The organism is Mycobacterium palustre (assembly GCF_002101785.1).
GTDB lineage: Bacteria > Actinomycetota > Actinomycetes > Mycobacteriales > Mycobacteriaceae > Mycobacterium > Mycobacterium palustre.
On the sequence record NZ_LQPJ01000135.1, the window covers coordinates 1 to 26,165 of the forward strand.

The window sequence follows — 26,165 nt, forward strand, 5'->3', positions numbered from 1 at the left end:
GATCGACAACCAGGCCAAGGTGGTGTCCTGGTACGACAACGAATGGGGCTACTCCAACCGCCTCGTCGACCTCGTCGCACTAGTCGGTGAATCACTACACCACCGGTGACGCCCGTGGCATCCCTGGCGGCGCGGCACGACTGCTCGCTACTCGACCCCGACGGCACGCTGTTTCGCGGAGCACGCGCCATCGACGGCGCCACCGAAGCGCCTTCCCTGGCCACCACACGCAAGGCCTTTCTGACAAACAACGCCTCGCGCAGCGCAGCCGAGGTCGCACAACACCGTGCGAGATGGGATTTGAAGCGAACCCGCATGACGTCATCACCAGCGGTCGATGCACGGCGGCCCTGCTGGGTTCCGAATAGCCGCCGGGTTCCCCCGTGCTGGTCATGGGCTCCGACGCATTGATCGCCGAGGTCTACGACGCAGGCCTACAACCGGTCCGGCGATGGGCCGACGACCCGGTTGCGGTGGTACAGGGGTTCTCGCCGCACCTCGGCTGGCGCGATCTGGCCGAGGCGGCGCTCGCGATTGGCGCCGGAACGCCCTGGACGGCAACGAACCCCGACCTCACCCTGCCGTCCGAGCGCGCTCTGCTGCCCGGAAACGGTTCCCTGGTATCGGCGCTGCGCGCGGCGACCGGCGCCCGGCCTCGTGTGGTCGGCAAGCCGCACGGTTTCATGTTTCAAGAAGCGCTGGCCCGCGACAACTTTCAGCGACCGCTGGTGATCGGTGATCGGTTGGGCACCGACATCGCCGGGGCGAACTACGCGAGGCTACCCAGCCTCTTGGTGCTCAGCGGAGTGACTACCGCCGTCCATGCGATCCGCGCCCGGCCGGCGCACCGACCCAGGTATGTCGCTGCGGACCTGCGCGGAATCCATCACCCCGACCACGCAGATCTCAGCTATCACCGGCCACCCCCAGCCGACCACCCAATCGGGGGATGAACCGACACCGACCGGATCAGACGATGTCGGTAGGTATTTCGCTGCCCGCCGGAGGCCCCGCATGCTCACTCGCCACACCACGCTCGTCAAATTTCTCATCGAGGAACGTCGTCGCCACCCAGATGCCAGTGGGGAACTGAACAAGCTGATTCTCGACGTCGCGCTGGCGTGCAAGGCGATCTCGACGCGGGTGGCCCAGGGCGAACTTGGCGGAGTTTTAGGCGCCGCCGATGTGCTCAACGTGCAGGGCGAGGTGCAACAGAAACTCGACGTCTTGGCCAACGATTACTTCCTCCGCGCCAACGAATGGGGGGGTCAGGTGGCGGGGATGGCCTCCGAGGAACTCGCCGAGCCCTATCTGCTACCGACAAATTATCCACGCGGCAAGTACCTGTTGGTCTTCGATCCGCTCGACGGCTCGTCGAACATTGACGTCAATGTGTCTGTGGGAAGCATCTTTTCGATTCTTCGTGCGGCCCGCCCGGGTGAGGACCCCACGCCCGAAGACTTCCTGCAACCCGGTTCGCAGCAGGTGTGTGCCGGTTACGCGATCTATGGCCCGTCCACCATGCTGGTACTCACGGTGGGCACCGGTGTGCATGCCTTCACCCTGGACCCCGCGCTCGGCGAATTTGTGCTCACCCGCCCGTCGATCCGAATCCCCAGATCGACCAGCGAATTCGCCATCAACGCCTCCAATCGACGGTTCTGGGAACCCGCGGTCCAGCGCTACATCGACGAATGCCTGGCCGGCCGGACGGGTCCGCGCGGCAAGGACTTCAACATGCGCTGGGTTGCCTCACTGGTCGCCGAGACCCATCGCATCCTCAGCCGCGGCGGCGTGTTCCTTTACCCCCGCGGCGGCAAGGACCCGGAAAAGCCGGGGCGATTGCGGCTGTTGTACGAGGCCAGTCCGATCGCATTCTTGATCGAGCAGGCCGGCGGCGCGGCCAGCACCGGTCGCGGACGCCTGCTGGACGCCGTCCCGACCAGCCTCCATCAGCGGGTGCCGCTGATCTTCGGGGCGATCGATGAGGTCAAGCTCATCGAGGATTACCACTGCAAAGACTACGTAAGACCGTCCAAGTTACCGCTGTACGGCGTGCGAGGCCTGTACCGCATCGGTACCGGCTGACTCATCCGCCCGATCGTCGTTGGAGTGAACACATGTCGCGCTTGCACCCGATCATCTCGGTCACCGGCTCCTCCGGGGCGGGGACGACCTCCGTCATGCGGACGTTCGAGCAGATCTTCCGTCGTGAGGGCATCGATGTCGCGTTCGTCGAAGGCGACAGCTTCCACCGCTACGACCGAATCGCAATGAAAGCGGCGATCGCCGACGCCCACGCGCGCGGCGACCACTTTTTCAGCCATTTCGGTCCGGAGGCCAACCTGTTCCACGACCTGCAAAACCTCTTCGAGACATACGGCGAGACCGGTACTGGCAAGGTACGGCGCTACCTGCATGACGAAAAAGAGGCCGAGCCCTACGGGCAGGAACCAGGCACCTTCACGCCGTGGGAGGAGATCCCCGAGAACACGGACATGCTGTTCTACGAAGGGTTGCACGGCGCAATCGTCACAGACGAGGTGAACGTCGCGGCACATGCCGACCTGCGCATCGGCGTGGTGCCGGTGATCAACCTGGAATGGATTCAAAAGCTGCACCGCGACAAGGCAACTCGCGGATACACCTCCGAAGCCGTTACCGACACCATTCTGCGGCGTATGCCCGACTACGTGAACTACATGTGTACCCAGTTCTCGCACACCGACGTCAATTTCCAACGCGTGCCGGTCGTCGACACGTCCAACCCCTTCATCGCCAGGTCGATACCCACCGCAGATGAGTCGATGCTGGTCATCCGATTCCGTGATCCGCACGGAATCGACTTTCCCTATCTGCTTGCCATGCTGCACGATTCGTTTATGTCCCGTCCCAACACGATCGTGTGTCCTGGCGGCAAGATGGATCTGGCCATGCAGTTGATCTTCACCCCGATGGTCCTGCGGTTGTGGGAGCGCCGCAAGGTCGAGCTGGCGGCAAGGCGCTAATCTTTCGTGCCCCGGGCCAATTCGCTGACGCCATGTCCGGTGGCCGGATCGATCACGTCGAGCAGCGGTTTCGGGTACACCCCCACCGCGACGAGCATCGCCAATAACGGTACGACAACCGCCAGTTCGCGTGGTCGCAGGTCATGGAGTGTGGCGTCGTCCGCCTTGGCGGGTCCCGTCATCAGCCGTTGGTACAGCCACAGGACGTAGATAGCGGACAGAACCAGCGCACTGGCCGCGAGTACGGCCGCCGCCGGATATCGGACGAATGTTCCGATCAGCACCAAGAATTCGCTGATGAATGGGGCCAGTCCGGGTAGCGCCAGTGTGCCCAGGCCGGCGATCAAAAAGGTTCCGGCCAGGACCGGAGCGACCTGCTGGATTCCGCCGTAGTCCGCGATGACCCGGGAGCCCTTTCGCGACACCAGAAACCCGGCGAGCAAGAACAGTGCGGCGGTCGCCAGACCGTGATTGACCATGTACAGCGTGGCGCCCGACTGTCCCTCACCCGTCATCGCGAAAATCCCGAGGACGATGAGGCCGAAATGGCTGATGGACGTATAGGCGATTACCCGCATGATGTCCGTCTGCCCGATGGCGACCAGAGCGCCGTAGACGATCGCGATCACCGCCAGGGCGATGACCAATGGCCGGAACAGAATTGCACTGGTCGGGAACAACTGCAGGCAATAGCGAAGCATGCCGAAGGTTCCGATCTTGTCGACCACGGCCATCATCAACACCGCTACCACCGGTGTCGCCTCGGCGGCCACGCCGGGCAGCCAGGTGTGTAGCGGCCACAGCGGTGCCTTGATCGCGAAAGCCAGCATGAACCCGAGGAACAACACGTGCGGCACCGCCGGATTCACGCCGGCGGCGCCGGTAGACACGGTGGACACGGTGGCGGCAATGGCACGAAAGTCGAATGTTCCCCCCGCCGCCAGGTGGAGTCCGATCAGTGCGGCCAGCATGATCAGCCCGCCAAAAAGGCTGTACAGCAGGAACTTCAGCGCTGCCCGGGCAGCTCCCGGGCCACCGTATCGGCCGACGAGGAAAAACATCGGAATCAACATGGCTTCGAAGAACACGAAGAACAGCAGGACGTCCAGCGCCATCAGGGAGATCAGCATCATCGACTCGACGGCGAGCATCGACGACATGTACCCGCGGGGTCGTTCGGCGTCATTCCACCCGGCGAGCAGCAACAGCGGCATCAGTACCGCTGTGAGAGCTATGAGGACGAGAGCCACCCGGTCGACTCCAACAACATATCCCGCACCGAATGACCTGATCCAGCAATGGCTTTCGACGAACTGGTATTGTGGACCCGTTGGATCGAAGTGGAACAGCAACAGGGCGGCAAGCGCCAGAACGAGCAGCGAGATACCGACTGCGGTGTATTTCGCCGCGGGTCTGCGGGAGGCAGGCATCGCCACAACGAGGCACGCCCCCGCCAGTGGGGTCAGCCACAACACGCTGAGCAGCGGCAGTTGTGTCATGACAACCCTGCCACGAAGAGACCAGCCAGCAAGCCGGTGGTGCCGACAAAGAGGGTCAGCGCGTAGGACCGCGCGAAGCCGGTTTGCAGCCGTCGGGCATGCGTTGAGCCAGCGCCGATCAACCGGGCCACGCCTTCGACCGCGCCGTCGATCCGGCGCCGTTCGACGTTGACGAGCATGCGCGACAGTCGTCGGCCGGGCCGCATGAACGCCGCTTCGTTGAGGCTGTCGCCGAATAGATCGCGTCGAGCGGCGACGGCCGCGGTCGACACCCATTCGGAGGCAATCGTTTTCACTGGGCGGCGCGCGTACCTGTGATATCCGATCGCCACGCCGAGCGCGACGACCGTCAGGATCATGACCGTCAACACCCAGCCGGGCCAGCCAAGATGCGGCTCGGGCGAATCGGCCGGGTTGGTTACCGGTCGCAGCCAGTCCGCGAGGGTGTCGCCGATGGCAAGCACGGCGCCGGCACCCAGCGATCCGCACGCCAGCACGATCATCGGTGCCGTCATGACCCCGGGTGATTCGTGTGGGCGGGTGCCGGGCCTCCAGCGCGGTGCGCCGAAGAAGGTCATCACCATGACACGGGTCATGTAGAACGCGGTGATCCCGGCGCCCAGCAGTGTCACCGTGCCCAGTACCACTCCGCCCAAACCCCCTGTCGCGTAGGCGACTTCGATGATCGCATCCTTCGAGAAGAACCCCGCCAGCGGCGGAACCCCGATGATCGCCAGATAGCCCATCCCGAAGGTGGCGAAGGTGATCGGCATTGCGGTGCGCAGTCCGCCATAGCGCCGCATGTCGGTCTCGTCGTTCATGCCGTGCATCACCGATCCCGCACCCAGGAACAGGCCGGCTTTGAAGAAGCCGTGGGTGAGCAGATGCAGGATCGCCACCGAGTAGCCCGCCGGACCCAGGCCCGCGGCCAACACCATGTAACCGATCTGCGACATCGTGGATGCGGCCAAGGCTTTCTTGATGTCGTCCTTGGCGCAGCCGATGATCGCCCCGAACAACAGCGTGACGGCCCCGACGAGCAGCACCGCGGTGCGCGCGGCCGGGGCCGCATCAAAGACCGCGCCCGAACGCACAATCAAATACACCCCGGCCGTCACCATCGTCGCGGCGTGGATGAGTGCGCTGACCGGTGTCGGCCCTTCCATTGCGTCACCGAGCCACGACTGCAATGGCACCTGTGCGGACTTGCCGCAGGCGGCCAGCAACAACATTAAACCGATCAGGGTCAGCGTGTCCCGCGGGGCGGTCGGCGCCTTGGCGAACACCCCGGCGTAGGAGATGGTCCCGAAATGAACGAACATCAGCGCCAGCGCCAGCGCGAGGCCCACATCGCCGACGCGGTTGACGATGAACGCTTTTTTGGCCGCGGTAGCGGCGGCCGGCTTGTGCGACCAGAACCCGATGAGCAGGTAGGACGCCAAACCGACTCCCTCCCAGCCGAAGTACAGGCCGAGATAGTTGTCGGCCAATATCAACAACAGCATCGCCGCGACGAACAGATTGAGGTAACCGAAGAACCGCCGGCGTGCGGGATCGTCGCGCATATATCCGATCGAGTACAGGTGGATCAGCGCACCGACGCCGGTGATCAGCAGCACGAAGCACACACTCAGGGCGTCCAGTTGCAACCCGAAGTCGACCTTCAGCGAAGCCACCTTCACCCAGGTGCCCAGCGTTTCGTGCAGTACGCGCTCGGGCGCCGCGCGCGGTAGGAGGCCGGCGAACAACCAAACGCCGTAGCCAAACGAGACCAGCACCGTGGCGCATCCAACGAGGTGGCCCCACGAGTCGGCGCGCCTGCCGGCCAGCAGCAACACCACCGCCCCGGCCAACGGCAGCGCAATCAGGAGCCACAGCATCGGCGCCATGCCTCAGCGCCTGAGGTGGGTGCGGTCGAAAAACACGGTGATGGCCAACTCGACCAGGACCTCGCAGCCGGCCGCCAGTCCGACGACCGCCGCGACCATGAGCAGAAGGTGGGCATCCACGCCACTAGCCTGGTTGTGGACGTCACCCGGCTGAACCCCGAATCGGGGGAAAGGTCAGGTGATTCCGACCAGGCCCGGGTCGAAGGTCGCCCGGGCCGCCACCGATGCGGCGGCCGCCCTGACGATCACGCCGGCGTCGGCTTCATTGCCCTTGGGAAAGACGATCTCGGCGCTGTCGTCCCCGTCGCGGTGCGCCATCAACCAGTCGTAGAGCAACCAGTCCAGGGCGCACGTGACGGTGAGCGGGTCCGCATCGGCGCTGCGCGATCCCGCCATCACGGAGTTGAGCGCATCCAGGTGTTCGCGGCGAGCAGCATCCTTGTTGACACCGGAACTGTCGAACAACAACATCGACAGTGTCAGCGGAAACCGTCGCCCCGTCTCCGTGCGCACCACCCAGCGGCCGCCCATCCAGGGCCGCGCCGGATCCACTTGCTGCATCTCTCCGAAGCCGCCCACGACACCGAGGGTGGGTTGGTCGAGTTGACCGTCCAATGGCGCCGGGCCCAGCAACCCCAGCGGCCGGCGAGCGCAGATCGAGAACAATGCCGCCGTGCCGATGATCTTGCCGGCGCGCAGGTCCGGTGTGATCCCAACCGACGCGGCGGATTCGGCGTACTCGAGGCACAGCCGGTCCAGCACGCGATGCAGATCCAGCAGGTCGTCGCGCTCGGCCGCATCGGCGGGTCCGCGTCCACCGCCCAGTATTTCGCCGAATCGCCCGGCGGCAGCGATCAACGCGTCGTCGAGAGCTTCCAGGTGCGTGGCCACCAGGCGATCCGCCTCGTCGTCGTCGATCACCAATCGCTGCAGCGACGTCGGCACCCCGGCCGCGGTGGCCCAATAGAACCCGATCTGCCCATCGGCCTGGACGATCCGCGGCCTCATCGCCGCCGCCAGATGACGACGCGATTGTTCCCCGAGTCCGCAACGGCCAGGCGGTCCCCGCACAGCGACAGCCCGTAGGGCCAGCACAGGGTGTCGCGCTGCACCGACGTCCAGCGATTCTCCCCGTTGGCACCGAAATGCGGCTGGGCCAGCACATAGTCGGCCGGACGGCCCTGCGTCGGGACATTGTCCCACAACAGAATCCGGTTGTTTGCGGTATCGGCCACCGCCAGCCGATCGCCCGCCAGGCCGAGCGCATAGGGGAACCGGAATCGATCACCGGTGTGCGGACCGTACGGCCATTCCTGCGAACTACCGAAATCCGGCTGGCCGATCAACACGTCGGCGGGACCGTCGCCATCCGGAGGAGGCGACCAGCCCAGGATGCGATGGTTGCCCGCATCGGCGACCAACAGCAGGCCGTCGTGGCCGGCGATGTCGTGTGGCCAGCGAAAGCTCGCCGGCCCGGCGCTCTCGCCGCGGTTCTCCTCGCGGTGTGTGGCACTCGGTTGGCCGAGCACGATGTCCGCGGGTTGGCCGGGGCTGGGAATTCCATTGCGCCAGCCCAGGACACGGCGATTGCCGGTGTCGGCCACCCAGAACGCGTCACCGATCACCGCGATGCCGAACGGCCAGTAGAAGGATCCGGCCCAGCAGCCGGCGCCGCCGTTGGGCTCAACCGAGGACGCGTCCGGTTGTCCAAGGACGACGTCCGGTGCGACGTCGCTGTGCCGCGGGACGGTGTCCCAGATCAGAATGCGGTGATGCCACGCGTCGGCGACGACGAGCCGACCGTCATGCACCAGCACCCCGGTCGGCAGGTTCATTCCCCGTTCCGGTCCCCGACCACCGGCCGCGCGTCCTTCCGTCGCTCCGTGCGGTTGCCCCAGCACCACGTCGGCCGGTTGCTCGTCGGCCGTTGGGATGCCGTGCCACAGCAAGACTCGATGGTTGCCGGAGTCCGCGACGATCAGGTGCTCGGCGCCCAGGAACACGCCCCGCGGCGAATACATCCACGCCATCGTGGGTTTGGCCGGGGGCAGTGCGAGCCCACCCGGAGCCGGTGCGCCCAGCCAGACCTCCGGTGACCATCCGCCGGTGAGGTCGAGGTCGGCGACCGGGTCGACCCGTGGCGGCAGGGCGGCGATGTTGCGCCGGACGGTGTAGCGGCTCATCCGGCCACTCGGACCCAAACGTCTCCGTTGTCGACGCGCAGCGGCAACTGTTCGAGTTGCGCCCCGGGCGCACTCAGGCATTCCCCCGACGATGCGTCGTAGCAAAAACCGTGCCACGGGCAGATCAGGGTGCCGTTTTCGACGTCGAGTATCGCGTTGTCCAACGGCATTGCCTCGTGCGCACATTCGTTGCGGTAGGCGGACAACCGATGGTCGATGCTGACGATGATCACCTCGGCGCACTCTCCGGAGTCCGCGGTCAGGCTACGCGCGGTCACGTCGCCGTCAACCAGCCCCGCGGCGGGGCCGAGCTTGGCCCAACCGTCGCGGCTGGCGGCCGGACCGATGCGAAGGGCTTCGACGGGTATCAGGGTCGGCGACGGCTCGTTGGGCAGTACTTCGACGGCCGAGATCGCCGGCACGCCCTGCACCAACGCCTCTTCGACGAGATTGCGCAGGGTCACCGACGACATCGAACAACCGTTGCAGGACCCCTCCAGGCGCACGTAAGCGGTGCCGTCCTCGACGCGGACCAGGGCGACATCGCCGCCGTGGCTCTGCAATTGGGGCCGAACCGATTCCAGCACCCGGCCGGCGTGGGTGAGCGGGTCCGGCCGGATGATTCCGTGCAACGACAGCAGCAGATGCACCACCGGGTCGTCGACCAGCTCGAAGAGCACCGCGCGTGCGGCATCGTCCGCGCGCATGCGGCGCACCATGGTGGTCAGTCCGGCGCGGTGCACGGCCTCGAGGGCGTCCTTGAGTTCTTCGGCCACGGCGCGGGCCTTCGGGTCGAGCTCGGCCAACGCCGCGACCGCGTCGTCGACTCGCTTGGCCAGCTGGTCGAGGTGCGGCTCGGAAACCTTGGACACCGCCGTCATGTGGCGTCCTCGGACCGCAAAAGCGTCAGCTGCCTGGCGATCTCGTCCAGCACGCCGCGCACCGCCCGCACCGAGTCGTGGTCTTGTTGTTCCTCGAACAGGAAGCGCGCCTCGTAGAGCTTCGCCTTGGCCTGATCGAACATCCCGAGGTGGGCCAGGGCATTGCCCTGATTGGCCAGCACCCTGGCCCTGCCCAGCGGGTCGGTCGCGCGGTCGCGGACGGCGAGCACGGCCTCGTAGAGTTCGACCGCCTCGACCAGGTTGTCGGCCTGGTGTTTGGACGGCGTGTACACCAACGAATTCGCCAGGTTCAGCTGCACGCTCGCCCACTGTTCGGGGTAGCTCTCGGCGGTGTACACCTTCAGCGCGGAACGCAGCGACTGCGCCGCCACTCCGAGGCGCAGCTGCCCGGACGCCTCCACCATCGGCATCGTCAGGTAGGCGGTCGCCAGGTTCGCGTGCGCCGAGGCCCACAGCAGCGGCGCTTCGTCCCGTAACACCAGCTGCAGCGCGGAGTGATAATGCGGTATCGCCTGAGCCAGCAACCCCGGATTGTCTTGGGCGCGTTCGTGTATGAGCCCGGCGACGGTGAGGTGCAGTTCCGCCCGGGCGATGCGGAGCCCGTCGGCGCCGTCCAGTAGGCGCAACGCCCGTTCCAGGTACGGCTGAGCCGACGGCTCATCGATGTCGCGGCAGATCGATCCGGCGGCCCCGATCAGCATGCCTTCCAGACAGGGCGACACTTCGGCGCCGTGCCGGGCAGCGCGCTCGAGCAACGCGACCGCCCCCGCCGAATCCCCTTGCGCAAGCGCATGACTGGCCTGTGCGGACAGTGCGACAGCGGCGAGCTCGCCGGTGCTGGATCCGGCCTCGGGCGGAGTGTCGCGCCGCCCGGTCGTGAACAGCACGAGGTCGACCAGCACGCCGAATTCACCCAGTTCGGCGCGCAGCGTGTCGGTGTCGACGCCCTCGGGCGCCAGCACGAACCGGTTATAGCGGGTCACCGGATCATCGGCGGTCAACTGCTGCAATGCCGCCTCGACGTCGCCGCAATGAGCCAGCTGCAGTGCCCGCAGGCCGTCCGGCCAGACGGTGGGTTCGTTGCCGTCCAACAAGGCCGCGCGCACCGCGTCGTGGCCGGTGCCCGAGGGGATCAGCAGATAACCCAACGGCAACGGGAAAGCGCCGAGTGCCTGCGGTCTGGCAGCCAGGGCGGCGGGCGGGGCGACTTCAGCGGTGGTGGTCATGGCGTTCATCCATTGAGCGGTCCTCGGATATTGCGTTCGGCGGCACGCTTGATCAGGCCGGCCGACAACTCGGCTCGGCGTTTGGTGGGGTGTCCATCGATCCGCTTTCGCACCACACCGTCGGCGAACACGACGATGATCTCGACGAACCAGCGGCCGCATTCCTCGACGACGACGGTCTGCACGTCCAGTGCTTCGTCGGCGGAGCTGCCGGTGCGGACCTCCGTCGGCGGGCGTTTTGGCTCTCCGCCGTCCGTCGGCCGCTCAGCCATCAGGATCACCCCGGCGGCTCCCGCCGGCCCGGTAGCGGGATGCGCAGCGACTTGGTTGCATCGTCCCAGAATGCACCAGCAACGCCCGATATCGCGCGGTCGGCGATCACTTCACGGATAAGCAGCGATCGGTCACCCGCGGGGTTGCGTTGCTTGAGTAGCAGTCCCCCGCTGCGCGGACCGCGCAACGGGATCAGCCACAGGTCGTCGTCGCGAACCAGCGCCGTCACCGCGTCGGACGGAAATCGACTGGCCGCCAACGCGGCATCCAGCCGCAAGTAACCGTCGGCGGTGAATTCGACGGTGACCTCGGGAGCGGCGGCCGGCCGAAGGGCGGCCAGGTGGTCGGCCTCGATGCGGTCGATGACCAGCTCCATCGCCGCCTGCACCGGCGCGGACAGGCCCGCGCCGAGCTCCACACCTTGCACCTCGACGAGATAGACGGTGATGTCGGTGGGGCAGTCCTCGCCAAGTGCCCAGCGGGCGAATGCGACGGCATGGTCCCAGCGGAAGGAGTGGGTGTGCAGACCCTGCAGCGGCGGCAGGTCCACCAGCTCCGTGGCCGGCACCTTGAAGATGGTGCCCGGCGCCGAGCCCGTGGCCGCCGCATCGATGATCACCACCCGTTCGGCGCCGCGCATCTGAAACGCGACGTCCATGCCAGCGGTACCGCCGTCGACCAGGCGGGCCCCGCGGGGGACCCCGCGTTCCCAAAGGTGACGGACCAGAACCGGTCCGACACCGTCGTCACCGCGCAACAGATTGCCGCAACCCACCACCAACACCGCACACCCGGGGGCTTCCAAGTGTTGCGCGTCGCCGGTGGCGGCGGTGCCCATGCCGCAATCCGAAGCAGTCAGATCACACCATCCCGTTGATCACGAACTGGGACAACTCTTTACCCGTCTTGCCGTCGTAGGCGTGCACCGTGCACACCAGGCAGGAGTCGAAGCTGCGGGCCACGTGACCCAGCTCGACCGGGTCTTCGGCGTCCACGATGGGCGAACCGACCAGCGCGCTCTCGATCGGGCCGAGCACCGCTCCGCTGTCCCGCGGGCCGATGTTCCACGCAGTGGGCGTGACCACCTGATAGTTCTTGATCTTGTTGTCCTCGATCACAATCCAGTCCGACAGCGCGCCGCGGGCCGCCTCGGTGGACCCGAATCCCATGCCTTCGGCGTGTTCGGTCGGCTTGGAATAGAAGCTCTCCTTGAGGTCGAGCTGGTCCAGCCATTGGCGGGTCCACTTGTAGTACTTCGGCCCCTCGTGCATGCGGGCCAGCTGGCGGACCATCACGCTGGGCCCGATCTCGTTCATGATGTCCACGAACAGCGGGTCGTTGTCCTGATGCGCGGCGGCGTTGGGACCGCCCGCGGCCATCCGGCGGGCCAGCGGGCCGGCTTCCAGCGGGATGTTACCCAGGTCGCCCACGGCGTACCGCGGCGATTTGGCCCAGCTGTACTTGCCCTCTTTGCGCCCCTGCTCGGGATCGATCGGGATCGTCTCGCCCTCGAACGGGTGCAGCGGGCGGCTGCCCTCGTAGAACGAATGGGTGACGTCCTCGCGGACGTTGGCCTGGTCGAACTCGTACCACTGGCCCTTGGCGTAGACCCCGGAGCGTCCGATCAGCGCGGCGTTGCGCCCGGCGATGGTCGGGTTCTCATACAACGTCGGGTCGAAGTAGGTGCCGGTCGAGATGTAGTTGCCGACGCCGGCGCCGTACTTGTCCAGGCCGACGTCCAGGCAGTAGCGGATGAAAAAGCCGCAGTCGCTGTTGTATTGGGATTCGTTCTCGTCCACCCAGGCGAGCACGTCTGCCCAGCTCTTGTTCTCCAGCCAGCGGTCGATGGTGCACCCCAGCCAGCGCGCTTCCAGCCAGTTGTCCTTCCAGTGCTCGAGGATCGCGATCGAACGCGTGACGTCCGACAGCGTCGGTGCGCACATCACCCCGCCGGGCACCATGAAACTCGAGTGCGGCCACTGCCCGCCGAAGATCGCGTAAACCTCGACCGGCTTCGCCGAAAGCACCACGCCCGGTTGATAACTCGTGCCGACGTAGGGGGCGAACCGGCGCACCGCTTCGTCATAGAGCTTGGACTTCGCGTAGTTCTTGTTGGTCAGGTCGATCGCGAACAGCGCATAAAAGTAGCGCGGGATCGACTGCAACGTCTCGCAGGCCTGGCAGATGTTACGCACCAGGGTGGCGTTGGGCGGCATGTGCGTTCGCCACGCGGTATCCAAGGCGTACGCCGACTTGTAGAGGTGACTGCCCCCGCAGATGCCGCAGATCCGCGGGCACACGATGAGGCCGGCCTGAGGATCTTTACCCCGCAGGATGATTTCGAAGCCCCGGAACATCGCGGCCTCGGTCCAGGCCGACGTGACGACGCCGTCCTCAACGGTGACGCGAACGTCGAGGTCTCCCTCGACGCGTCCCAATGGGCTGACATAGAGGTCGAGCGCGGTCATGGATAGTCCTCCTGAAAGTTGTTGCAATACCTGGGCTGTGGGTGTGCGGAGTCGTCAGACCACGAACATGTCTTCCTTGGACCATTGCGGGGCGGCGATCCGGGCCGCCGCGGCGTGGGCCATGTAGGTCAGGTGATCCGAGCCCTCCGGAACCTCCCTTGGGATCATGCCGCTGACCTTCTGCGTCTTGAACACGGTTCCCGGCGCCAGGTCGAAGTGCGGAAACTCCGGTTCGGTGCAGCCCAGGCACGGCATGCCGGCGCGGGTCTTCGACGACTGGCGGTTCCACAAGATCCGGTTGCACGGGGAGTGGGTCATCGGCCCCCGACAGCCGAATTCGTAGAACAGGCAGCCGGTGCGGGTGCCCTCACCGAAAGACATCGTCGACTGCTTGTATTCGAAGAATTGCACTCGGGTACAACCGGTTTGGGTAAACGTCTTGAAGAACGTCTCCGGCCGGTGCAACTCGTCGAGGGTGATGTCGCCGGCCCGCCCGGTAGCCAAGGCGACAAGGATTTGGGTGATCCAGTCGGGGTGTGCCGGACAACCGGGGATGTTGATCACCGGCAGGCCCATCTTGGACCGGAAGTCGGGGCCCAAAAACCCGCCCTTGTCGCGTTTGTGGAATTGCAGGCCGGTCGACGCCGACGGGTTGGGCTCCATGGCCGGGATGCCGCCGAAGCACGCACAGTCGCCGATGGCTACCACGATCTGCGCCGCGGCCGCGAGGTCGGTGACCCAGTCCTTCATCGCGCGGTCGGCGAACATGTCCATGCGGCCGGTGCCGTTGGGCGCCTCGATCACCGTGCCCTCGAATACGAAGATATCCAGCGGCCGATCGCCGTTGGCGCAATCCCAGAAAACCTTTTGCGCATTTTTCCCGAGCTCCAGCCCCAATGACGGATGCCACAATAAATCGAGCCCGAAGTCGACAATCAGATCGACGACATTTGGCTCCTCGGCATTGAGAAATGACATGGTATTTCCGCTGCATGCCCCGCCTTGAAACCATAAAACGGAAGCCATAGGAACTCCTCTCGGAATAACGGTCGAGGGCGCGACCGCGCGTGATAATCGTGGGCGAAAAGTTGGTTACTGCGGGAGACGCTTGCCGAACGCACGGGCAACCTGCACCAGGTAGCCTAGGCCGCGGTTGACGTCCTTGTCCCTGGTCACCCGCCAGAGTCCGAACAGCCCCTTGGGGCCACCGGGGTCCGCCGCGGCGGCGGCCTTGCCTTCGACGAGGGCCTGACCCAGCTCGGCCACCACGTCGGCCGCCCGCGGATCGACCAGAGGCGACTGCAGGATCTCGGTCAACGCCGGCGTCGCCGTCACGAGCGCCGCCGCCAGCGACGCCAGGCTCGCGGCGAGCGCCTGCATGTCCACCGACCGCAGCTCGGACGCCACACCGTCGAAACTGGGCAGGTTGGCGCTCGACGCCTCGCGTGCTCCCGTCCGCAGCTCGTCGACCGTGGACGCCAGTGTGTCGGTGATCTCGTCACCGCGGCGGACGAAGCCGTCTAGGCCGGTCAGCAGGATCGCCAGCAGATCGGCGTGGTCGAGCAAGTCGTTCAGCGACGCGGCGACGGCGGGGTCGTCGAGTCGGTCGCGCAGTTGGTCGGCCGGCGATATCGCGACGTGACCGTTTGCCGACATGGCACCTCCTTGAGGGATCGGGCGGGCTGTCCCGATTCCGAGTGAACCGCAGCGGGCTGTGGCCTCAATCACAAGCTAGCGGCCAGTCTGCCCCGTGCCTATCGTTTTCACGCAGCTGCTGTCAGGATTGCGAAGAGTTAGGCGCGTTGGCGCGCGCTGGGCCAACAGGAGACTTGCATGATCGCCACAGATTATTTAAGGAACGCCTCATCTTTCGATGACGCGTCCGCACGCCCCCGAGCAGGTGATTCGCGGTGTCGCGGCTGACGCGTCTGGGCTACATCGACATCCGCCGGACGGCGAATCCGGTGCGGCGCAAGGTGCGCTCGCGCGGGGTCCCGCCCGCCCTGGCCGACAACGAGATCTTCTACACCGAGAACCCGACCGAGGCCGGGCGGTTGATGGCCAAGGCGTTGGCGCCGTTGTCGTTGCAGGTCGGACCCGAAGACGCTGCGGGGTTTGCTGCGACGATGAACGGCGTACGGCTGCGCAACGTGAGCATGCTCTACCTCGACGTGCACGTCGCGGCCACCATCGACATTCCGGTACTCGGCCAGTACTTCGGCGTGCACATGCCGATGAACGGGCGCGCGCTGGTCGAGCACCGCGGCCGCAGCTTCGAAGCCAACACGATCCGGGCACTGGTGACGAGCCCCGGCGAGGCGCTGCAGATCCAGTTCGACCACGACTCCCCGCAACTGTTGATCAGGATCGAACAGCGCGCCATGGCGGCCCACCTGACCCGACTGCTGGGCAAAAGCCTGTCCAAGCCGCTGGTATTCGAGCCGGAGTTCGACCTGGCCACCGAGGCCGCGATGCGGTGGCACACCGCCGTGCAACTCATCCACACCGAGGTGTTCCACCCGGGATCGCTGATCCAGCGGGGCCAGGGCATCGGCGCAATCGAGGAATTGGTCATGAGCACGCTGCTGCAGCTGCAACCGTCCAATTACCACGCGGAGTTTCTGCAGCCGGCCCAGCCGGACCCGCGCCGGGCCGTGGTCCATGACGCGATGAACTACATCGACGATCACCTCGCCGAGCGCATCACCATGGACGATCTCGCCAAGGCGGTGCACATGAGTGTCCGCTCGGTCCAGCAGGGTTTCCGCGAGGAGTTGAACATGACACCGATGACCTACGTTCGCGAGCGCCGGCTGGAACGGGTGCACGAGGAACTCATGGACGCCATGCCCACCGATGGGATCACCGTCACCGCCGTCGCCGAGCGTTGGGGTTTCCACCACCTCGGCAGTTTCGCGGTGGAGTACCGCAAGCGGTGGGGTGAGGCGCCGTCCGACACGCTGCGGCGCTAGCGCCGCCGCTACACCGCCTACGACGCGCGGCGCACGGCGCCGACCTGCCGCCAGCCGAGTTCGGGGTGCGAGACCAGATGCCGGATCAGCAGCTCGGTGGCCATCGGCGGGGTGCGCTGGCTGACGACGTACCAGGGCCGCTTGATCGGGGTGCCCGCGACGGGCAGCTCGACCAGCGCGCCGGCCTCGAGCTCGCGCTGCACCGCCTGGCGCGAGACCAGCGTGACGCCTAGCCCCGCGACCGCCGCCGCCACCACGGCGCCGTGTGACCCCAGGACCAGCTGCGGGGGCGCCACGTCGAGCTCCTCGAGCAACGTCATCAGCGTCGAGCGGGTCCCCGAACCCTGCTCGCGCAACAACCAGGTGGCCGTCGCCGGCGCAAAGCCCTCGGCGAGGTCCGGCCGGCCGACGACGATCAGCGTGTTCGGGCTGGTCGCGCGCACCCGGACCTTCGAACGCAGCTCCTCGGGCGGGCGACCGGCGAAGACCAGGTCGACTTCGTGTCGCGACAGCATCGGCCACAGCGCGCCGCGTGCGGCCACCTCGACGTGCAGCACCACGCGGGGGTGTTGCTCACGAAACGACGCCAGCGCCGCGGGGATCAACAGCTCCCCCGCCGATGTCACCGCGGCCAGCCGAATCGAACCGGTTTCCGGATCTGCTTCGCCGCGCGCGGCCAGGATCGCTTCGTCGTGCAGGCCGAGGATCCGGCGTGCGTACTCCACGTAGCGCAGCCCCGCCGGCGTCAGGCGCACGCCCCGACCGTGGCGGTCGACCAGGGTGATCCCGATGTCGCTGCTGAGTGCCCGCAGCGCCGACGAGATCGAGGACTCGGTGACGACCAGACGTTCGGCGGCGCCGCGCACCGAACCGGTATCGGCCACCTCGACCAGCGCCCGCAGCCGCGCGTTTGTCGTCATACCGCGACTGTCCTCCGCCCTGCGTCGGCGTCGAACACCCGACTGGCCAGCAGATCCACCGCTTCGATCGTGGTCAGTTCGGGCAGCCCCACCGGCGTGTCGGTTTGTTCCAGCAATCGCCGCGCGTGCCGCAGCCGGGCGCGCTCCAGGGCGTTGCGCACGCTGCGGGCGTTGGCGAACCATGGCTGGTCGCGGCGGCGATGCAGGTATTGCCGCAGCACGGCGCGCGCGTCGTCGGAAAACCGGTAACCCAGGCCGGTGATCATCAACCCGGCGATGTCCTCGAGCTCGCCGACCGTGTAGTCCGGGAAGGTGATGTGGTGGGCGATGCGGCTCTGCATGCCCGGGTTGGCGGAGAAGAACTGGTCCATTTTGTCTGCGTAGCCGGCCAATATCACCACCAGGTCGTCGCGGTTGTTCTCCATCACCTGCAGCAGGATTTCGATGGCTTCGCCGCCGTAGTCCCGCTCGTTCTCGATCTTGTAGAGGTAATAGGCCTCGTCGATGAACAACACTCCACCCATCGCCCGCTTGATGACGTCCTTGGTTTTGGGAGCGGTGTGTCCGACGTACTCGCCGACCAGATCGTCGCGGGTGACGCTGACCAGATGGCCGCGGCGCAGATAGCCCAGTCTGTGCAACAGGTCGGCCATCCGCATCGCCACCGTGGTCTTGCCGGTGCCGGGATTGCCGGTGAAGGACATGTGCAGCGTGGGCTGCGGGGCGCTGACGCCGAAGCGCTCCCGCATCCGGTCGACCAGCAGCAGCGCCGCGATCTCGGCGATGCGTGTTTTCACCGGTTCCAGACCCACCAGCTCGCGGTCCAGCGCGGACAGCACCTCGTCGACGCCCGAGACCGCCCGCGCCGCCGCCAGGTCGACGACGGCGTCCGGGCCGAGCACCTCCGGTTCGCTGGCATTGATCGGGTCCGGGCCAGCGTCGCCGGGCCGGAAACCAAACGCGGTCATGGCGATTCGTACCGCTGCCCGACCGGCCGGGCCGTCGCGTATGCGTAGGTCGTGTAACCGATCTGCCGGTTGGCCCGCTCGGCGCGCTCCAGCCGGAACCCGGGCTCTTCGGCGGGCCGGTTGACGATGAACGAGAACGCCGTGGTCTGCCGGCCCAGGCTGGCGTCGTAGGCGTTGAGGCGGACGTAGCTGTTTGGGTTCGCCGCCCGGCAGGCGTTCACCTCGAGCAGCACCCCGGCCGCGTCTTTGAGATCGAACATCGGCAGCCCCCACATCTCCCAGTAGGTGTTGCGTGGATGAGGGTCGTCGGTGAACTCCACCGACAACGGCCAGCCGTGTTCGAGCGCATAGGTGATTTGTGCGGTGATTTCCTGGTCGGTGAAGTCGGGCAAATAGGAGAACGTGCCCTGTGTGATTCGCATGTGGTGAACCTTTCGGATGAGTCAGACCCGGGTTGGCGTCGCAGTGACGTCGGGGGTGTCGGTGGATTCGTAGTTGAAGGTGATGTCGCCCCAGGTGGCCAGCGCGGTGTCGAGCGCGCGGTTGCGCGCCGCCGCCTTCTTGAGGATCTCGGGGCCTTCCTTGTAGTAGTCGCGGCCCTCGTTGCGGGCCTTGATCATGGCCTCCAACGCGACGCGGTTGGCCTCGGCGCCCGCGGCGATGCCCATCGGGTGCCCGATGGTGCCGCCGCCGAACTGCAGCACCACGTCCTCACCCAGGTAGTGGATGAGCTGGTGCATCTGGCCGGCGTGGATGCCGCCCGACGCGACGGGCATGACGCCCGGCATCGACGCCCACTCCTGGTCGAAATACAGTCCTTTGACCGGATCGGCGGCGACGCTGTCCAGTCGCAACGTGTCGTAGAAGCCGGCGATCGTGTTGGGATCGCCTTCGAGCTTGCCGACCACGGTTCCGGCGTGAATGTGGTCGACGCCCGCGAGCCGCATCCACTTCGAGATGACTCGGAAGCTCACGCCATGGCTTTTCTGCCGGGTGTAGGTCCCGTGCCCGGCGCGATGCAGGTGCAGGATGACGCTGTTGTCGCGGGCCCACTTGGCCATCGACTGGATGGCGGTGTAGCCGATCGTCAGGTCGATCATGACGATCACCGAGCCCAACTCGGCGGCAAACTCGGCCCGCTCGTACATCTCCTCCATCGTTCCGGCGGTGACGTTGAGGTAGTGGCCCTTGATCTCGCCGGTGGCGGCCTGAGCCCGGTTCACCGCCTCCATGCAGAACAGGAAGCGGTCCCGCCACCGCATGAACGGCTGAGAGTTGATGTTCTCGTCGTCCTTGGTGAAATCCAGTCCGCCGCGCAGCGCCTCGTACACGACGCGGCCGTAGTTGCGCGCGGAAAGCCCGAGCTTTGGCTTTGTGGTCGCACCCAACAGGGGTCGCCCGAACTTGTTGAGGTGTTCGCGCTCGGTGACGATCCCGTGGGCGGGGCCCTGGAACGTCTTCACGTAGTGGGTCGGGATCCGCATATCTTCCAGGCGCAGCGCCTTGAGCGGTTTGAACCCGAACACGTTGCCGATGATCGAACTGGTCAGGTTGGCGACGGAGCCCTCCTCGAACAGGTCGAGATCGTAGGCGATCCAAGCGATCCACTGTCCGGGCACGTTAGGTACCGCGTCGACTCGATAGCACTTGGCCTGGTAGTGCTCGAAGGCGGTCAGCCGGTCGGTCCAGACCACCGTCCATGTCGCGGTGCTCGACTCCCCTGCGACGGCGGCGCCCGCCTCCTCCGGCGGCACCCCCTCCTGCGGGGTGATCCGGAAGGCGCACAGGACGTCGGTGTCCTTCGGTTCGTAATCCGGCTGCCAGTAACCCATCTCCGCGTACGGGATCACTCCCGCGTTCCATCTATCAGTCATGGCTCGAATCGTGTCAGCGCAACAATCAACCTGTCTATCGATAATAGAGCGCTAACACTTAGGCAAATAGTTAAGTAACGCCTTCACCCCCATCGCTTCCACCATTCGGGTGACGCCGTGTCATCGCTGCTGCTCTTACCGTGTGCGCACGCCGAGAGACAGGAGCTTCGATGAGCACATGCGCACAGACCGCCCAGGCCATGCTGGCGCCAGGCAAGGGCATCCTCGCCGCCGACGAGAGCATCGCGACAATGTCCGCGCGGCTGGAACAGGCGGGCGTTACCGCGACCGCGGACAGCCGGCGCACCTACCGCGAGATCCTGGCCACCACACCGGGCCTGGCCGACGGGGTTTCCGGGATCATCTTCTGCGAGGAAACCCTGGGGCAAGTGCTCAGCGACGGGCGCCCGTTCCCTCAGGCCGTCCGCGACCTCGGCATGCTGCCCGGCATCAAGGTGGACACCGGTGCCAAGCCCGGTCCGGGCCTGCCCGGTGAAACGGTGACCGAGGGGTTGGACGGGTTACCCGACCGCCTGGCCCGCTACGCCGAGATGGGCGCGGCGTTCGCCAAGTGGCGTGCGGTGTTCGTCATCGACGCCGCGACGCCCAGCCGGGGGGCCGTGGTCAGCAACGCCAACGCGCTGGCGCGCTACGCGGCCGCTTGCCAGGAGGCGGGCCTCGTGCCGATCGTCGAACCCGAGGTGCTGATGACCGGATCGCACAGCATCGAGCGCTGCGCCGAGGTGACCGGCAGCGTGCACGCCGCCGTGCGCCAGCAATTGAACCTGTTGCGCGTGGACCTGTCCGGCATCGTGCTCAAGCCCAACATGGTCATCGAGGGCGAAGAGAACCCGGTGCAGGCGACGCCGGAACAGGTCGCCGAGGCAACGATCTCGGTCCTGCGCGGCTGGCCGGCGAAATTGGCTGGCGTCGCGTTTCTCTCGGGAGGGCAGCCGCCGAGCCGTGCGACCGCGAACCTGGCAGCGATGCAAGCACACCGCACGCCATGGCCGCTGACGTTCTCCTTCGGCCGAGCGCTGGTGTCGCCGGCACTGGCGGCCTGGGGTGGCGACGAGACGAGGGTGGCCGCGGCGCAGCAGGCGCTCTCCGAGCACGTGGCGGCGAACTCTTCCGCGCTGCGCCTGCGCGCGTCGCTTCAGTCGGCCTGATCGGCGCGCCGGGCGTCGCCCAACGGAACGGTCACCGTCACCGTTGTGCCGGATCGGGGGCCGGAACTCACCGACCGCACGGTCAACCGGCCGCCGACCAGCTCCGCGCGCTCGGTCATGGACAACATGCCGTAACTGGTCAAGGCCCGGGTGGGTGCGGAATCGAGCGCGTCCAAGCCGCGGATGCCTATGCCGTCGTCGGCGACTTCCAGTCGAGCAACTCCCGCCTCGACCGCGAAGCGCACGCGCGCCGTCAGCGCGCGGGAATGCTTGACGACGTTCTGCAGGCACTCCTGCGCGATGCGGTACAGCGCCACCTCGACGTGTTCGGGCAAGCGTTCGTCGGCCAGCTGCAGGTCGAGGTCCACCTCGGGGATGGTCGACGCGAGGCTGGCCAACCCACCGGCCAGACCCAGGTCGTCCAGCACCGGCGGACGCAGCCCGCCGATCGCCGACCGCGCTTCGGCCAGCGTGAGATCGACCAAGTCGCGGGCCTTTTCGAGTTGTTTAGAAGCCTCGGCGGTGTCGTCGGTCTCGACCGCATGCGCCGCGGCGTCGAGTCGGTAGCTCAGGCTCACCAGCCGTTGCGAGATCCCGTCATGGATGTCGCCGGCCAATCGCCTGCGCTCGGACTCTTGCGCGGCGATCACCTGTTCGGCGAAGCTGCCGTGCACGCGTTCCCGGGCGGCCAGCTGCCGGTGCATGCGCGCTTGATCCAGCGCGCCGGCGGTCAGCCGGCCGATCGCCAGCAACAGCTGGATGTCGCGGTCGGTGAACTCGCGCCGCGCAACAGTGTGCACATTGAGCACACCGACGAGTCCGCCCAACCCGGTTTCCATCGGGACCGACGCCATCGAAGTGAAGTCCGACCCCCGCAATGCCGGGATCGGGACGTAGCGCGGGTCTTCTTCCTTTCCGCTGGTGATGACGACGGGGTCGCGGTTTTGAGCCACCCAACCGGAGACGCCTTCGCCCAAGCGCAGCTGAACCTGGCCGATGCATTCGTCGAACGGCGGCGTGGCGCCGGCCAGCGTGAGCGACTCCCCCGAGTCGTCGAGCACGTGCACGAAGCACACATCGGATGCGGTGGCCGCGGTGATCAGCCGGGCGACGGCCGCGGCCACCGGCTCGACCGCCGGGCCGCTACCCGTGGCGGCCACGATGTCGAGCAGCAGCGCCACCTCGCGGTCCGCGTCCACCAGGCCCCGAACCGATCCGGTCACTGGTAGATGCCTTCCCGCAGGGCCACCGCCACCGCCGCGGTGCGATCGCCGACGCCCAGCTTTCGGTAGATGGAGCGCAGGTGGCTCTTGACCGTTTCGTCGCCGATGACGAGTTTGCTGGCGATGCCCCGGTTGGACAGGCCGGCCACGACGAACGACAGGATCTCGCTCTCCCGCTGGCTCAGGCCGTGGCGGGCGCCCGGCCAGAATTCGTCGCGCTGCAGTCGCGCGGCCGTGTCGGCGGCGCGGGCGGCCAGGCCGGCGTCGATGGCGGTCGAACCGCCCTGGACATATTCCAGCTGGCGCACCAACTCGTCGCTGCTGATGCCCTTGAGCAGATAGCCGGACGCCCCCACCCGCAGCGCCTGGAACAGATACTGCTCGTCCTCGTAGACCGATAGCAGGATCACCTTGCTGGCAGGGGTGCGCTCTCGGATGTCGCGGCACAGGTCCAGTCCGCTGGCGCCCTGCATCCTGACGTCGCACAGCACGATGTCGGGTTGCAGGCTCGCGATCACCTGGAGCGCGTTGTCGGCGCCGACCGACTCCCCGACGACCCGCACCCGGTTTTTGAAAGCGGCCAGCATTGCCTTGAGCCCCTCGATGACCATTTCGTGGTCATCGACCAATACCACCCGAACGGGCGCCGTAATCGGCGCTGCGGTAATCGGCATCATTCGAACACGATAAGGGCGAAAGCCAATACCGTCATCCGCTTTTCAGATCGGCCCGTCACCCCCCGGATTTCCCCGCGTTGGGGGATCCGGAATTTGGACCCGTCGCCCTAACCTGTCGGCAACGACTTGGGAGGGAGGAGCCGCATGACGACCCCGGTTTTGGTGGCGTCGGTGCTGCCGGCCGACTTCGCCGAGCTCGGCCGCGACGTCACGGCCATCGAGCAGGCGACCGTCGATCGCGTTCAGTGGGATGTCATGGACGGCCGGTTCGTCCCGAATCTGACCTTCGGACCCGACGTGATCGCCGCCTGCCGCGACCGGGTCACGATCGGCTTCGAGGCGCACCTGATGGTCGAGGATCCGGACCCGATGCTGCCGCGGTGGGTTGAGGCCGGCTGCGAGATCGTCATAGTTCATGCCGAGGCGTGCCGACACCTGCACCGCACCCTGTCGAGGATTCGCGAACTCGGTGCCCGCGCCGGTGTGGCACTCAATCCGGCCACTCCGCTGGACGAGGTCGTCAACGTGCTCGACATCACCGACCTGCTCCTGATCATGACGGTCAACCCCGGATTCGGCGGTCAGGACTATCTGGCCAGTATGGAGTTCAAGATCGCGGCCGCCCGGGCCGAAATCGACAGGCGCGGACTGGAAATCGAACTCGAAGTGGACGGCGGCATCGGACCGCACACCATCGCCGGCGCCGCGGCGGCCGGAGCCGACGTGTTCTGCGCCGGTTCGGCGTTGTTCGCCGGACCGAACATGACCGACCGGGCGAACGCATTGCGCGCGGCCGCCCGTCAGACCAACGGAAGGCTGGTACCGCGGTGAGCACGGCACCGAAAGCGACCCTCGTGCCCGAGGCGTCCGAAACACCCCATCGCACAGACGATTTAGACCAGCTGGCGATCAACACGCTGCGGTTCCTGGCGGCCGACGGGGTGCAGGCCGCCAACAGCGGACACCCCGGCCTGCCGTTGGGCACCAGCGCCATCGCCTGGACGTTGTGGTCACGGCACCTGCGTCACGACCCCGCCGACCCACACTGGCCGGACCGCGACCGCTTCGTGCTGTCGGCCGGCCACGGTTCGATGTTGCTGTATGGCCTGCTGCACATCTTCGGTTACGACCTCCCGATCAACGAGCTGCGACGGTTCCGTCAACTCGGATCGCTGACGCCCGGACATCCCGAGCACGGTCACACCCCCGGCGTCGAAACCACTACGGGCCCCTTGGGACAAGGCCTCGCCAATGCGGTCGGGATGGCACTTGCCGAGCGCATGTTGGCCGCACGATGCAATACCGGCGAGCACACCGTCGTCGACCACCACACCTGGGTTCTGGCCGGCGACGGCGACCTGATGGAGGGCATCAGCCACGAGGCCGCGTCGCTGGCCGGCCGGCTGCGGCTCGGCAAGTTGATCGTGATCTTCGACGACAACGACATCACCATCGACGGGCCGGCATCCCAGAGTTGCGCCGACGACGTCGAGGCGCGGTTCGCCGCGTACGGCTGGCGAGTGCTCAGCGTGGCCGACGGCAACGACGTGCCCGCCCTCGATCACGCCTTCACCGAAGCGGCCCGCGGCGACGGGCGGCCGACGTTCATCCGGGTGAGCACCACCATCGGCTTCGGGGCGCCCGGTATCGAAGGCACGCCGAAAGCCCATGGCAGCCCGCTGGGTTCGGCGGTGCTTGCCGCCATGCGCGCCCGTCTGGACTGGCCCGACGAGCACTTCCACGTCCCCCTCGCGGTCCGCGCCAGCGCCGCCGCCGCGGCCGCACGCGGGGCCGCCGCCCATGCGCTCTGGGCCCAGACGCACGCCGCGTGGCAGGTTGACAATCCGCGCTTGGCGGCGAGCTTCCCGCTCGACACGGTGCCCGCTCCCGATGACCTGTCGGTGCTGGCATCGCTGGCCGACGGTCTGGCATCGGGGGGAAAGTCTGCCACCCGCAAGGCATCCGGCGCGGCGCTTGCAGCGCTGGCAGCGGTGTATCCGGGACTGGTCGGCGGATCCGCCGACCTGGCCGCATCGACCAACACCGCGATTCCCGGTGGCGACGTGACACCGGACGACTATGCCGGCCGCACAATCCATTTCGGTATCCGCGAGCACGCGATGGCCGCGGTGATGAACGGCATCGCCCTGCACGGCGGGTTACGTCCGTTCGGCAGCACCTTCCTGGCCTTCGCCGACTACCTGCGCCCGGCGCTACGGCTGTCGGCACTGATGAAATTGCCGGTGGTGTATGTCTTCACGCATGACTCGATCCATGTCGGTGAGGACGGCCCCACGCATCAACCGGTCGAACAACTGGAATCGCTGCGACTGATTCCGGGCCTGACCGTGCTGCGTCCGGGCGATGCCGCCGAGACCGCGTTGGCCTGGCAGCTGGCCGCGGAGAACACCGAAGGCCCAACGGCTTTGGTGCTCAGCCGGCAGGACCTGCCGGTACTGGGCGGTGCCGGGCTGGACGACGTCCGCCATTACGGCATGCGGGTGGTGCGACCGGTCGCCGACACCGCCCATGTGATGCTGGCGGCCAGCGGCTCGGAGGTTGCCTTGGCCCTCGAGGCCGCCGATCTGTTGAGCGAACACGGGATCTCGGCAATCGTCATCTCGGTGATGTGGCGCGAACGCATCTCGGCCGCGCTACAGGCCGACGGAACCGCCTTACCCGACCTGCCGGTGGTGTGGATCGAAGCCGGCGTGACTACCGGCTGGCGAGCACTGGCCCGCCCCGGCGACACGGTCATCGGCATCGAACGCTTCGGCGAGAGCGGCCCCGGGCCCGAGGTGGCAGCGCACCTGGGCCTGACCGCGACGGCCGTCTTCGACGCCGCGCTGCGCAGCATTGCCGCGCGATCCGGATGACTCATCGCGCCGCGTCGAGCCCTCGGTCCGCCACATGG

General features: G+C 66.8%; 26 protein-coding genes. 9 read left to right on the top strand and 17 right to left on the bottom strand.

Annotated elements, in window-relative coordinates:
- The 5 genes from AWC19_RS30875 to AWC19_RS22850 all read left to right on the top strand — a co-directional run.
- Nucleotides 1-109: hypothetical protein (locus AWC19_RS30875; protein WP_245849267.1), on the top strand; the 109-nt coding region annotated here is incomplete at its 5' end.
- A gap of 5 nt (nt 110-114) precedes the next feature.
- The gene (locus tag AWC19_RS31690) at nt 115-411 is read left to right on the top strand and encodes a hypothetical protein (protein ID WP_372508586.1); all 297 of its coding nucleotides are present in this window, start codon (nt 115-117) and stop codon (nt 409-411) included.
- Complete coding sequence (locus AWC19_RS22840) at nt 393-953, top strand: HAD-IIA family hydrolase (RefSeq protein WP_158090928.1); 561 nt, start codon at nt 393-395, stop codon at nt 951-953. Before AWC19_RS31690 ends, AWC19_RS22840 begins: the two co-directional genes overlap by 19 nt.
- Nucleotides 954-1,014: 61 nt before the next feature.
- Nucleotides 1,015-2,088, top strand: coding sequence for a class 1 fructose-bisphosphatase (locus tag AWC19_RS22845; RefSeq protein WP_085080384.1), 1,074 nt, complete (start codon nt 1,015-1,017; stop codon nt 2,086-2,088).
- 32 nt (nt 2,089-2,120) lie between these two features.
- On the top strand, nt 2,121-3,008 hold the full coding sequence (locus AWC19_RS22850) for a phosphoribulokinase (RefSeq protein WP_085080385.1): 888 nt from the start codon (nt 2,121-2,123) through the stop codon (nt 3,006-3,008).
- Here AWC19_RS22850 and AWC19_RS22855 read toward each other — a convergent pair.
- The 11 genes from AWC19_RS22855 to AWC19_RS22905 all read right to left on the bottom strand — a co-directional run bounded on the left by AWC19_RS22855 (nt 3,005) and on the right by AWC19_RS22905 (nt 15,104).
- Complete coding sequence (locus AWC19_RS22855; protein ID WP_085080386.1) at nt 3,005-4,507, bottom strand: NADH-quinone oxidoreductase subunit M; 1,503 nt, start codon at nt 4,505-4,507, stop codon at nt 3,005-3,007. The genes AWC19_RS22850 and AWC19_RS22855 overlap by 4 nt on opposite strands.
- Nucleotides 4,504-6,396: an NADH-quinone oxidoreductase subunit L gene (gene nuoL, locus AWC19_RS22860; RefSeq protein WP_085080387.1), complete on the bottom strand. Its 1,893-nt coding sequence runs from the start codon at nt 6,394-6,396 to the stop codon at nt 4,504-4,506. Before nuoL ends, AWC19_RS22855 begins: the two co-directional genes overlap by 4 nt.
- Before the next feature lie 174 nt (nt 6,397-6,570).
- Nucleotides 6,571-7,404 carry a hypothetical protein gene (locus AWC19_RS22865; RefSeq protein WP_085080388.1) on the bottom strand — a complete coding sequence of 278 codons (834 nt, stop codon included), beginning with the start codon at nt 7,402-7,404 and terminating at the stop codon, nt 6,571-6,573.
- On the bottom strand, nt 7,401-8,579 hold the full coding sequence (locus AWC19_RS22870; protein ID WP_085080389.1) for an NHL repeat-containing protein: 1,179 nt from the start codon (nt 8,577-8,579) through the stop codon (nt 7,401-7,403). Before AWC19_RS22870 ends, AWC19_RS22865 begins: the two co-directional genes overlap by 4 nt.
- Complete coding sequence (locus AWC19_RS22875) at nt 8,576-9,460, bottom strand: NifU family protein (protein WP_085080390.1); 885 nt, start codon at nt 9,458-9,460, stop codon at nt 8,576-8,578. Before AWC19_RS22875 ends, AWC19_RS22870 begins: the two co-directional genes overlap by 4 nt.
- Nucleotides 9,457-10,707: a tetratricopeptide repeat protein gene (locus AWC19_RS22880; protein ID WP_085080445.1), complete on the bottom strand. Its 1,251-nt coding sequence runs from the start codon at nt 10,705-10,707 to the stop codon at nt 9,457-9,459. Before AWC19_RS22880 ends, AWC19_RS22875 begins: the two co-directional genes overlap by 4 nt.
- A 5-nt stretch (nt 10,708-10,712) precedes the next feature.
- Nucleotides 10,713-10,979 (bottom strand): hypothetical protein, encoded by a 267-nt coding sequence (locus tag AWC19_RS22885; protein WP_142281364.1) that lies wholly within the window; start codon nt 10,977-10,979, stop codon nt 10,713-10,715.
- Nucleotides 10,980-10,984: 5 nt separating this feature from the next.
- Nucleotides 10,985-11,818 carry a hydrogenase maturation protease gene (locus tag AWC19_RS22890; RefSeq protein WP_245849262.1) on the bottom strand — a complete coding sequence of 278 codons (834 nt, stop codon included), beginning with the start codon at nt 11,816-11,818 and terminating at the stop codon, nt 10,985-10,987.
- A 22-nt stretch (nt 11,819-11,840) separates the two neighbouring features.
- On the bottom strand, nt 11,841-13,448 hold the full coding sequence (locus tag AWC19_RS22895) for a nickel-dependent hydrogenase large subunit (RefSeq protein WP_085080391.1): 1,608 nt from the start codon (nt 13,446-13,448) through the stop codon (nt 11,841-11,843).
- 54 nt (nt 13,449-13,502) lie between these two features.
- The gene (locus tag AWC19_RS22900) at nt 13,503-14,474 is read right to left on the bottom strand and encodes an NADH-quinone oxidoreductase subunit B family protein (protein WP_085080392.1); all 972 of its coding nucleotides are present in this window, start codon (nt 14,472-14,474) and stop codon (nt 13,503-13,505) included.
- Nucleotides 14,475-14,540: 66 nt separating this feature from the next.
- Entirely contained in the window at nt 14,541-15,104 is a 564-nt protein-coding gene (locus AWC19_RS22905; RefSeq protein ID WP_085080393.1) for a DUF1641 domain-containing protein, read from the bottom strand.
- A gap of 254 nt (nt 15,105-15,358) precedes the next feature.
- Between AWC19_RS22905 and AWC19_RS22910 the strand changes: the two genes are divergently transcribed.
- A complete protein-coding gene (locus tag AWC19_RS22910; RefSeq protein ID WP_085080394.1) occupies nt 15,359-16,420 on the top strand; it encodes an AraC family transcriptional regulator in 1,062 nt (353 codons plus the stop codon).
- A gap of 17 nt (nt 16,421-16,437) precedes the next feature.
- Here AWC19_RS22910 and AWC19_RS22915 read toward each other — a convergent pair whose 3' ends face one another.
- From AWC19_RS22915 to AWC19_RS22930, 4 genes are read right to left on the bottom strand one after another with little or no spacing between them, the layout of a single operon-like run.
- Nucleotides 16,438-17,340 carry a LysR family transcriptional regulator gene (locus tag AWC19_RS22915; RefSeq protein ID WP_085080395.1) on the bottom strand — a complete coding sequence of 301 codons (903 nt, stop codon included), beginning with the start codon at nt 17,338-17,340 and terminating at the stop codon, nt 16,438-16,440.
- The gene (cbbX, locus tag AWC19_RS22920; protein WP_085080396.1) at nt 17,337-18,308 is read right to left on the bottom strand and encodes a CbbX protein; all 972 of its coding nucleotides are present in this window, start codon (nt 18,306-18,308) and stop codon (nt 17,337-17,339) included. The genes AWC19_RS22915 and cbbX overlap by 4 nt, the downstream gene beginning before the upstream one ends.
- Entirely contained in the window at nt 18,305-18,730 is a 426-nt protein-coding gene (locus tag AWC19_RS22925) for a ribulose bisphosphate carboxylase small subunit (RefSeq protein ID WP_085080397.1), read from the bottom strand. Before AWC19_RS22925 ends, cbbX begins: the two co-directional genes overlap by 4 nt.
- A 21-nt stretch (nt 18,731-18,751) precedes the next feature.
- Nucleotides 18,752-20,182, bottom strand: a complete 1,431-nt coding sequence (locus AWC19_RS22930) for a form I ribulose bisphosphate carboxylase large subunit (protein WP_085080398.1) — start codon at nt 20,180-20,182, stop codon at nt 18,752-18,754.
- A 170-nt stretch (nt 20,183-20,352) separates the two neighbouring features.
- On the opposite strand from AWC19_RS22930, the gene AWC19_RS22935 reads away from it, so the two are divergent.
- Nucleotides 20,353-21,351: a class I fructose-bisphosphate aldolase gene (locus AWC19_RS22935; RefSeq protein WP_085080399.1), complete on the top strand. Its 999-nt coding sequence runs from the start codon at nt 20,353-20,355 to the stop codon at nt 21,349-21,351.
- On the opposite strand, the gene AWC19_RS22940 is transcribed toward AWC19_RS22935, so the two are convergent.
- Both AWC19_RS22940 and AWC19_RS22945 read right to left on the bottom strand, forming a co-directional pair.
- Complete coding sequence (locus tag AWC19_RS22940) at nt 21,339-22,574, bottom strand: GAF domain-containing sensor histidine kinase (protein WP_085080400.1); 1,236 nt, start codon at nt 22,572-22,574, stop codon at nt 21,339-21,341. The two genes, AWC19_RS22935 and AWC19_RS22940, sit on opposite strands and share 13 nt — an antisense overlap.
- Nucleotides 22,571-23,248, bottom strand: a complete 678-nt coding sequence (locus AWC19_RS22945) for a response regulator (protein ID WP_372508589.1) — start codon at nt 23,246-23,248, stop codon at nt 22,571-22,573. Before AWC19_RS22945 ends, AWC19_RS22940 begins: the two co-directional genes overlap by 4 nt.
- 147 nt (nt 23,249-23,395) lie before the next feature.
- Here AWC19_RS22945 and rpe point away from each other — a divergent pair, with 147 nt between their 5' ends.
- Nucleotides 23,396-24,082: a ribulose-phosphate 3-epimerase gene (rpe, locus tag AWC19_RS22950; protein ID WP_085080402.1), complete on the top strand. Its 687-nt coding sequence runs from the start codon at nt 23,396-23,398 to the stop codon at nt 24,080-24,082.
- Nucleotides 24,079-26,127 carry a transketolase gene (gene tkt / locus AWC19_RS22955; RefSeq protein ID WP_085080403.1) on the top strand — a complete coding sequence of 683 codons (2,049 nt, stop codon included), beginning with the start codon at nt 24,079-24,081 and terminating at the stop codon, nt 26,125-26,127. The genes rpe and tkt overlap by 4 nt, the downstream gene beginning before the upstream one ends.
- The last annotated feature ends 38 nt before the right edge of the window (nt 26,128-26,165 follow it).

Bases quoted from the DNA above. Each gene is read 5' to 3' on its own strand.
- AWC19_RS22935 (WP_085080399.1), top strand. From the start codon at position 20,353: ATGAGCACATGCGCACAGACCGCCCAGGCCATGCTGGCGCCAGGCAAG.
- cbbX (WP_085080396.1), bottom strand. From the start codon at position 18,308: ATGACCGCGTTTGGTTTCCGGCCCGGCGACGCTGGCCCGGACCCGATC.
- AWC19_RS22840 (WP_158090928.1), top strand. From the start codon at position 393: ATGGGCTCCGACGCATTGATCGCCGAGGTCTACGACGCAGGCCTACAA.
- AWC19_RS22905 (WP_085080393.1), bottom strand. From the start codon at position 15,104: ATGTCGGCAAACGGTCACGTCGCGATATCGCCGGCCGACCAACTGCGC.
- AWC19_RS22925 (WP_085080397.1), bottom strand. From the start codon at position 18,730: ATGCGAATCACACAGGGCACGTTCTCCTATTTGCCCGACTTCACCGAC.
- rpe (WP_085080402.1), top strand. From the start codon at position 23,396: ATGACGACCCCGGTTTTGGTGGCGTCGGTGCTGCCGGCCGACTTCGCC.
- AWC19_RS22870 (WP_085080389.1), bottom strand. From the start codon at position 8,579: ATGAGCCGCTACACCGTCCGGCGCAACATCGCCGCCCTGCCGCCACGG.
- AWC19_RS22915 (WP_085080395.1), bottom strand. From the start codon at position 17,340: ATGACGACAAACGCGCGGCTGCGGGCGCTGGTCGAGGTGGCCGATACC.
- AWC19_RS22865 (WP_085080388.1), bottom strand. From the start codon at position 7,404: ATGAGGCCGCGGATCGTCCAGGCCGATGGGCAGATCGGGTTCTATTGG.
- AWC19_RS22945 (WP_372508589.1), bottom strand. From the start codon at position 23,248: ATGCCGATTACCGCAGCGCCGATTACGGCGCCCGTTCGGGTGGTATTG.
- AWC19_RS22900 (WP_085080392.1), bottom strand. From the start codon at position 14,474: ATGGCTTCCGTTTTATGGTTTCAAGGCGGGGCATGCAGCGGAAATACC.
- AWC19_RS22855 (WP_085080386.1), bottom strand. From the start codon at position 4,507: ATGACACAACTGCCGCTGCTCAGCGTGTTGTGGCTGACCCCACTGGCG.
- AWC19_RS22890 (WP_245849262.1), bottom strand. From the start codon at position 11,818: ATGGGCACCGCCGCCACCGGCGACGCGCAACACTTGGAAGCCCCCGGG.
- AWC19_RS22850 (WP_085080385.1), top strand. From the start codon at position 2,121: ATGTCGCGCTTGCACCCGATCATCTCGGTCACCGGCTCCTCCGGGGCG.
- AWC19_RS22845 (WP_085080384.1), top strand. From the start codon at position 1,015: ATGCTCACTCGCCACACCACGCTCGTCAAATTTCTCATCGAGGAACGT.
- AWC19_RS22885 (WP_142281364.1), bottom strand. From the start codon at position 10,979: ATGGCTGAGCGGCCGACGGACGGCGGAGAGCCAAAACGCCCGCCGACG.
- nuoL (WP_085080387.1), bottom strand. From the start codon at position 6,396: ATGGCGCCGATGCTGTGGCTCCTGATTGCGCTGCCGTTGGCCGGGGCG.
- AWC19_RS22930 (WP_085080398.1), bottom strand. From the start codon at position 20,182: ATGACTGATAGATGGAACGCGGGAGTGATCCCGTACGCGGAGATGGGT.
- AWC19_RS22875 (WP_085080390.1), bottom strand. From the start codon at position 9,460: ATGACGGCGGTGTCCAAGGTTTCCGAGCCGCACCTCGACCAGCTGGCC.
- AWC19_RS22895 (WP_085080391.1), bottom strand. From the start codon at position 13,448: ATGACCGCGCTCGACCTCTATGTCAGCCCATTGGGACGCGTCGAGGGA.
- AWC19_RS22880 (WP_085080445.1), bottom strand. From the start codon at position 10,707: ATGACCACCACCGCTGAAGTCGCCCCGCCCGCCGCCCTGGCTGCCAGA.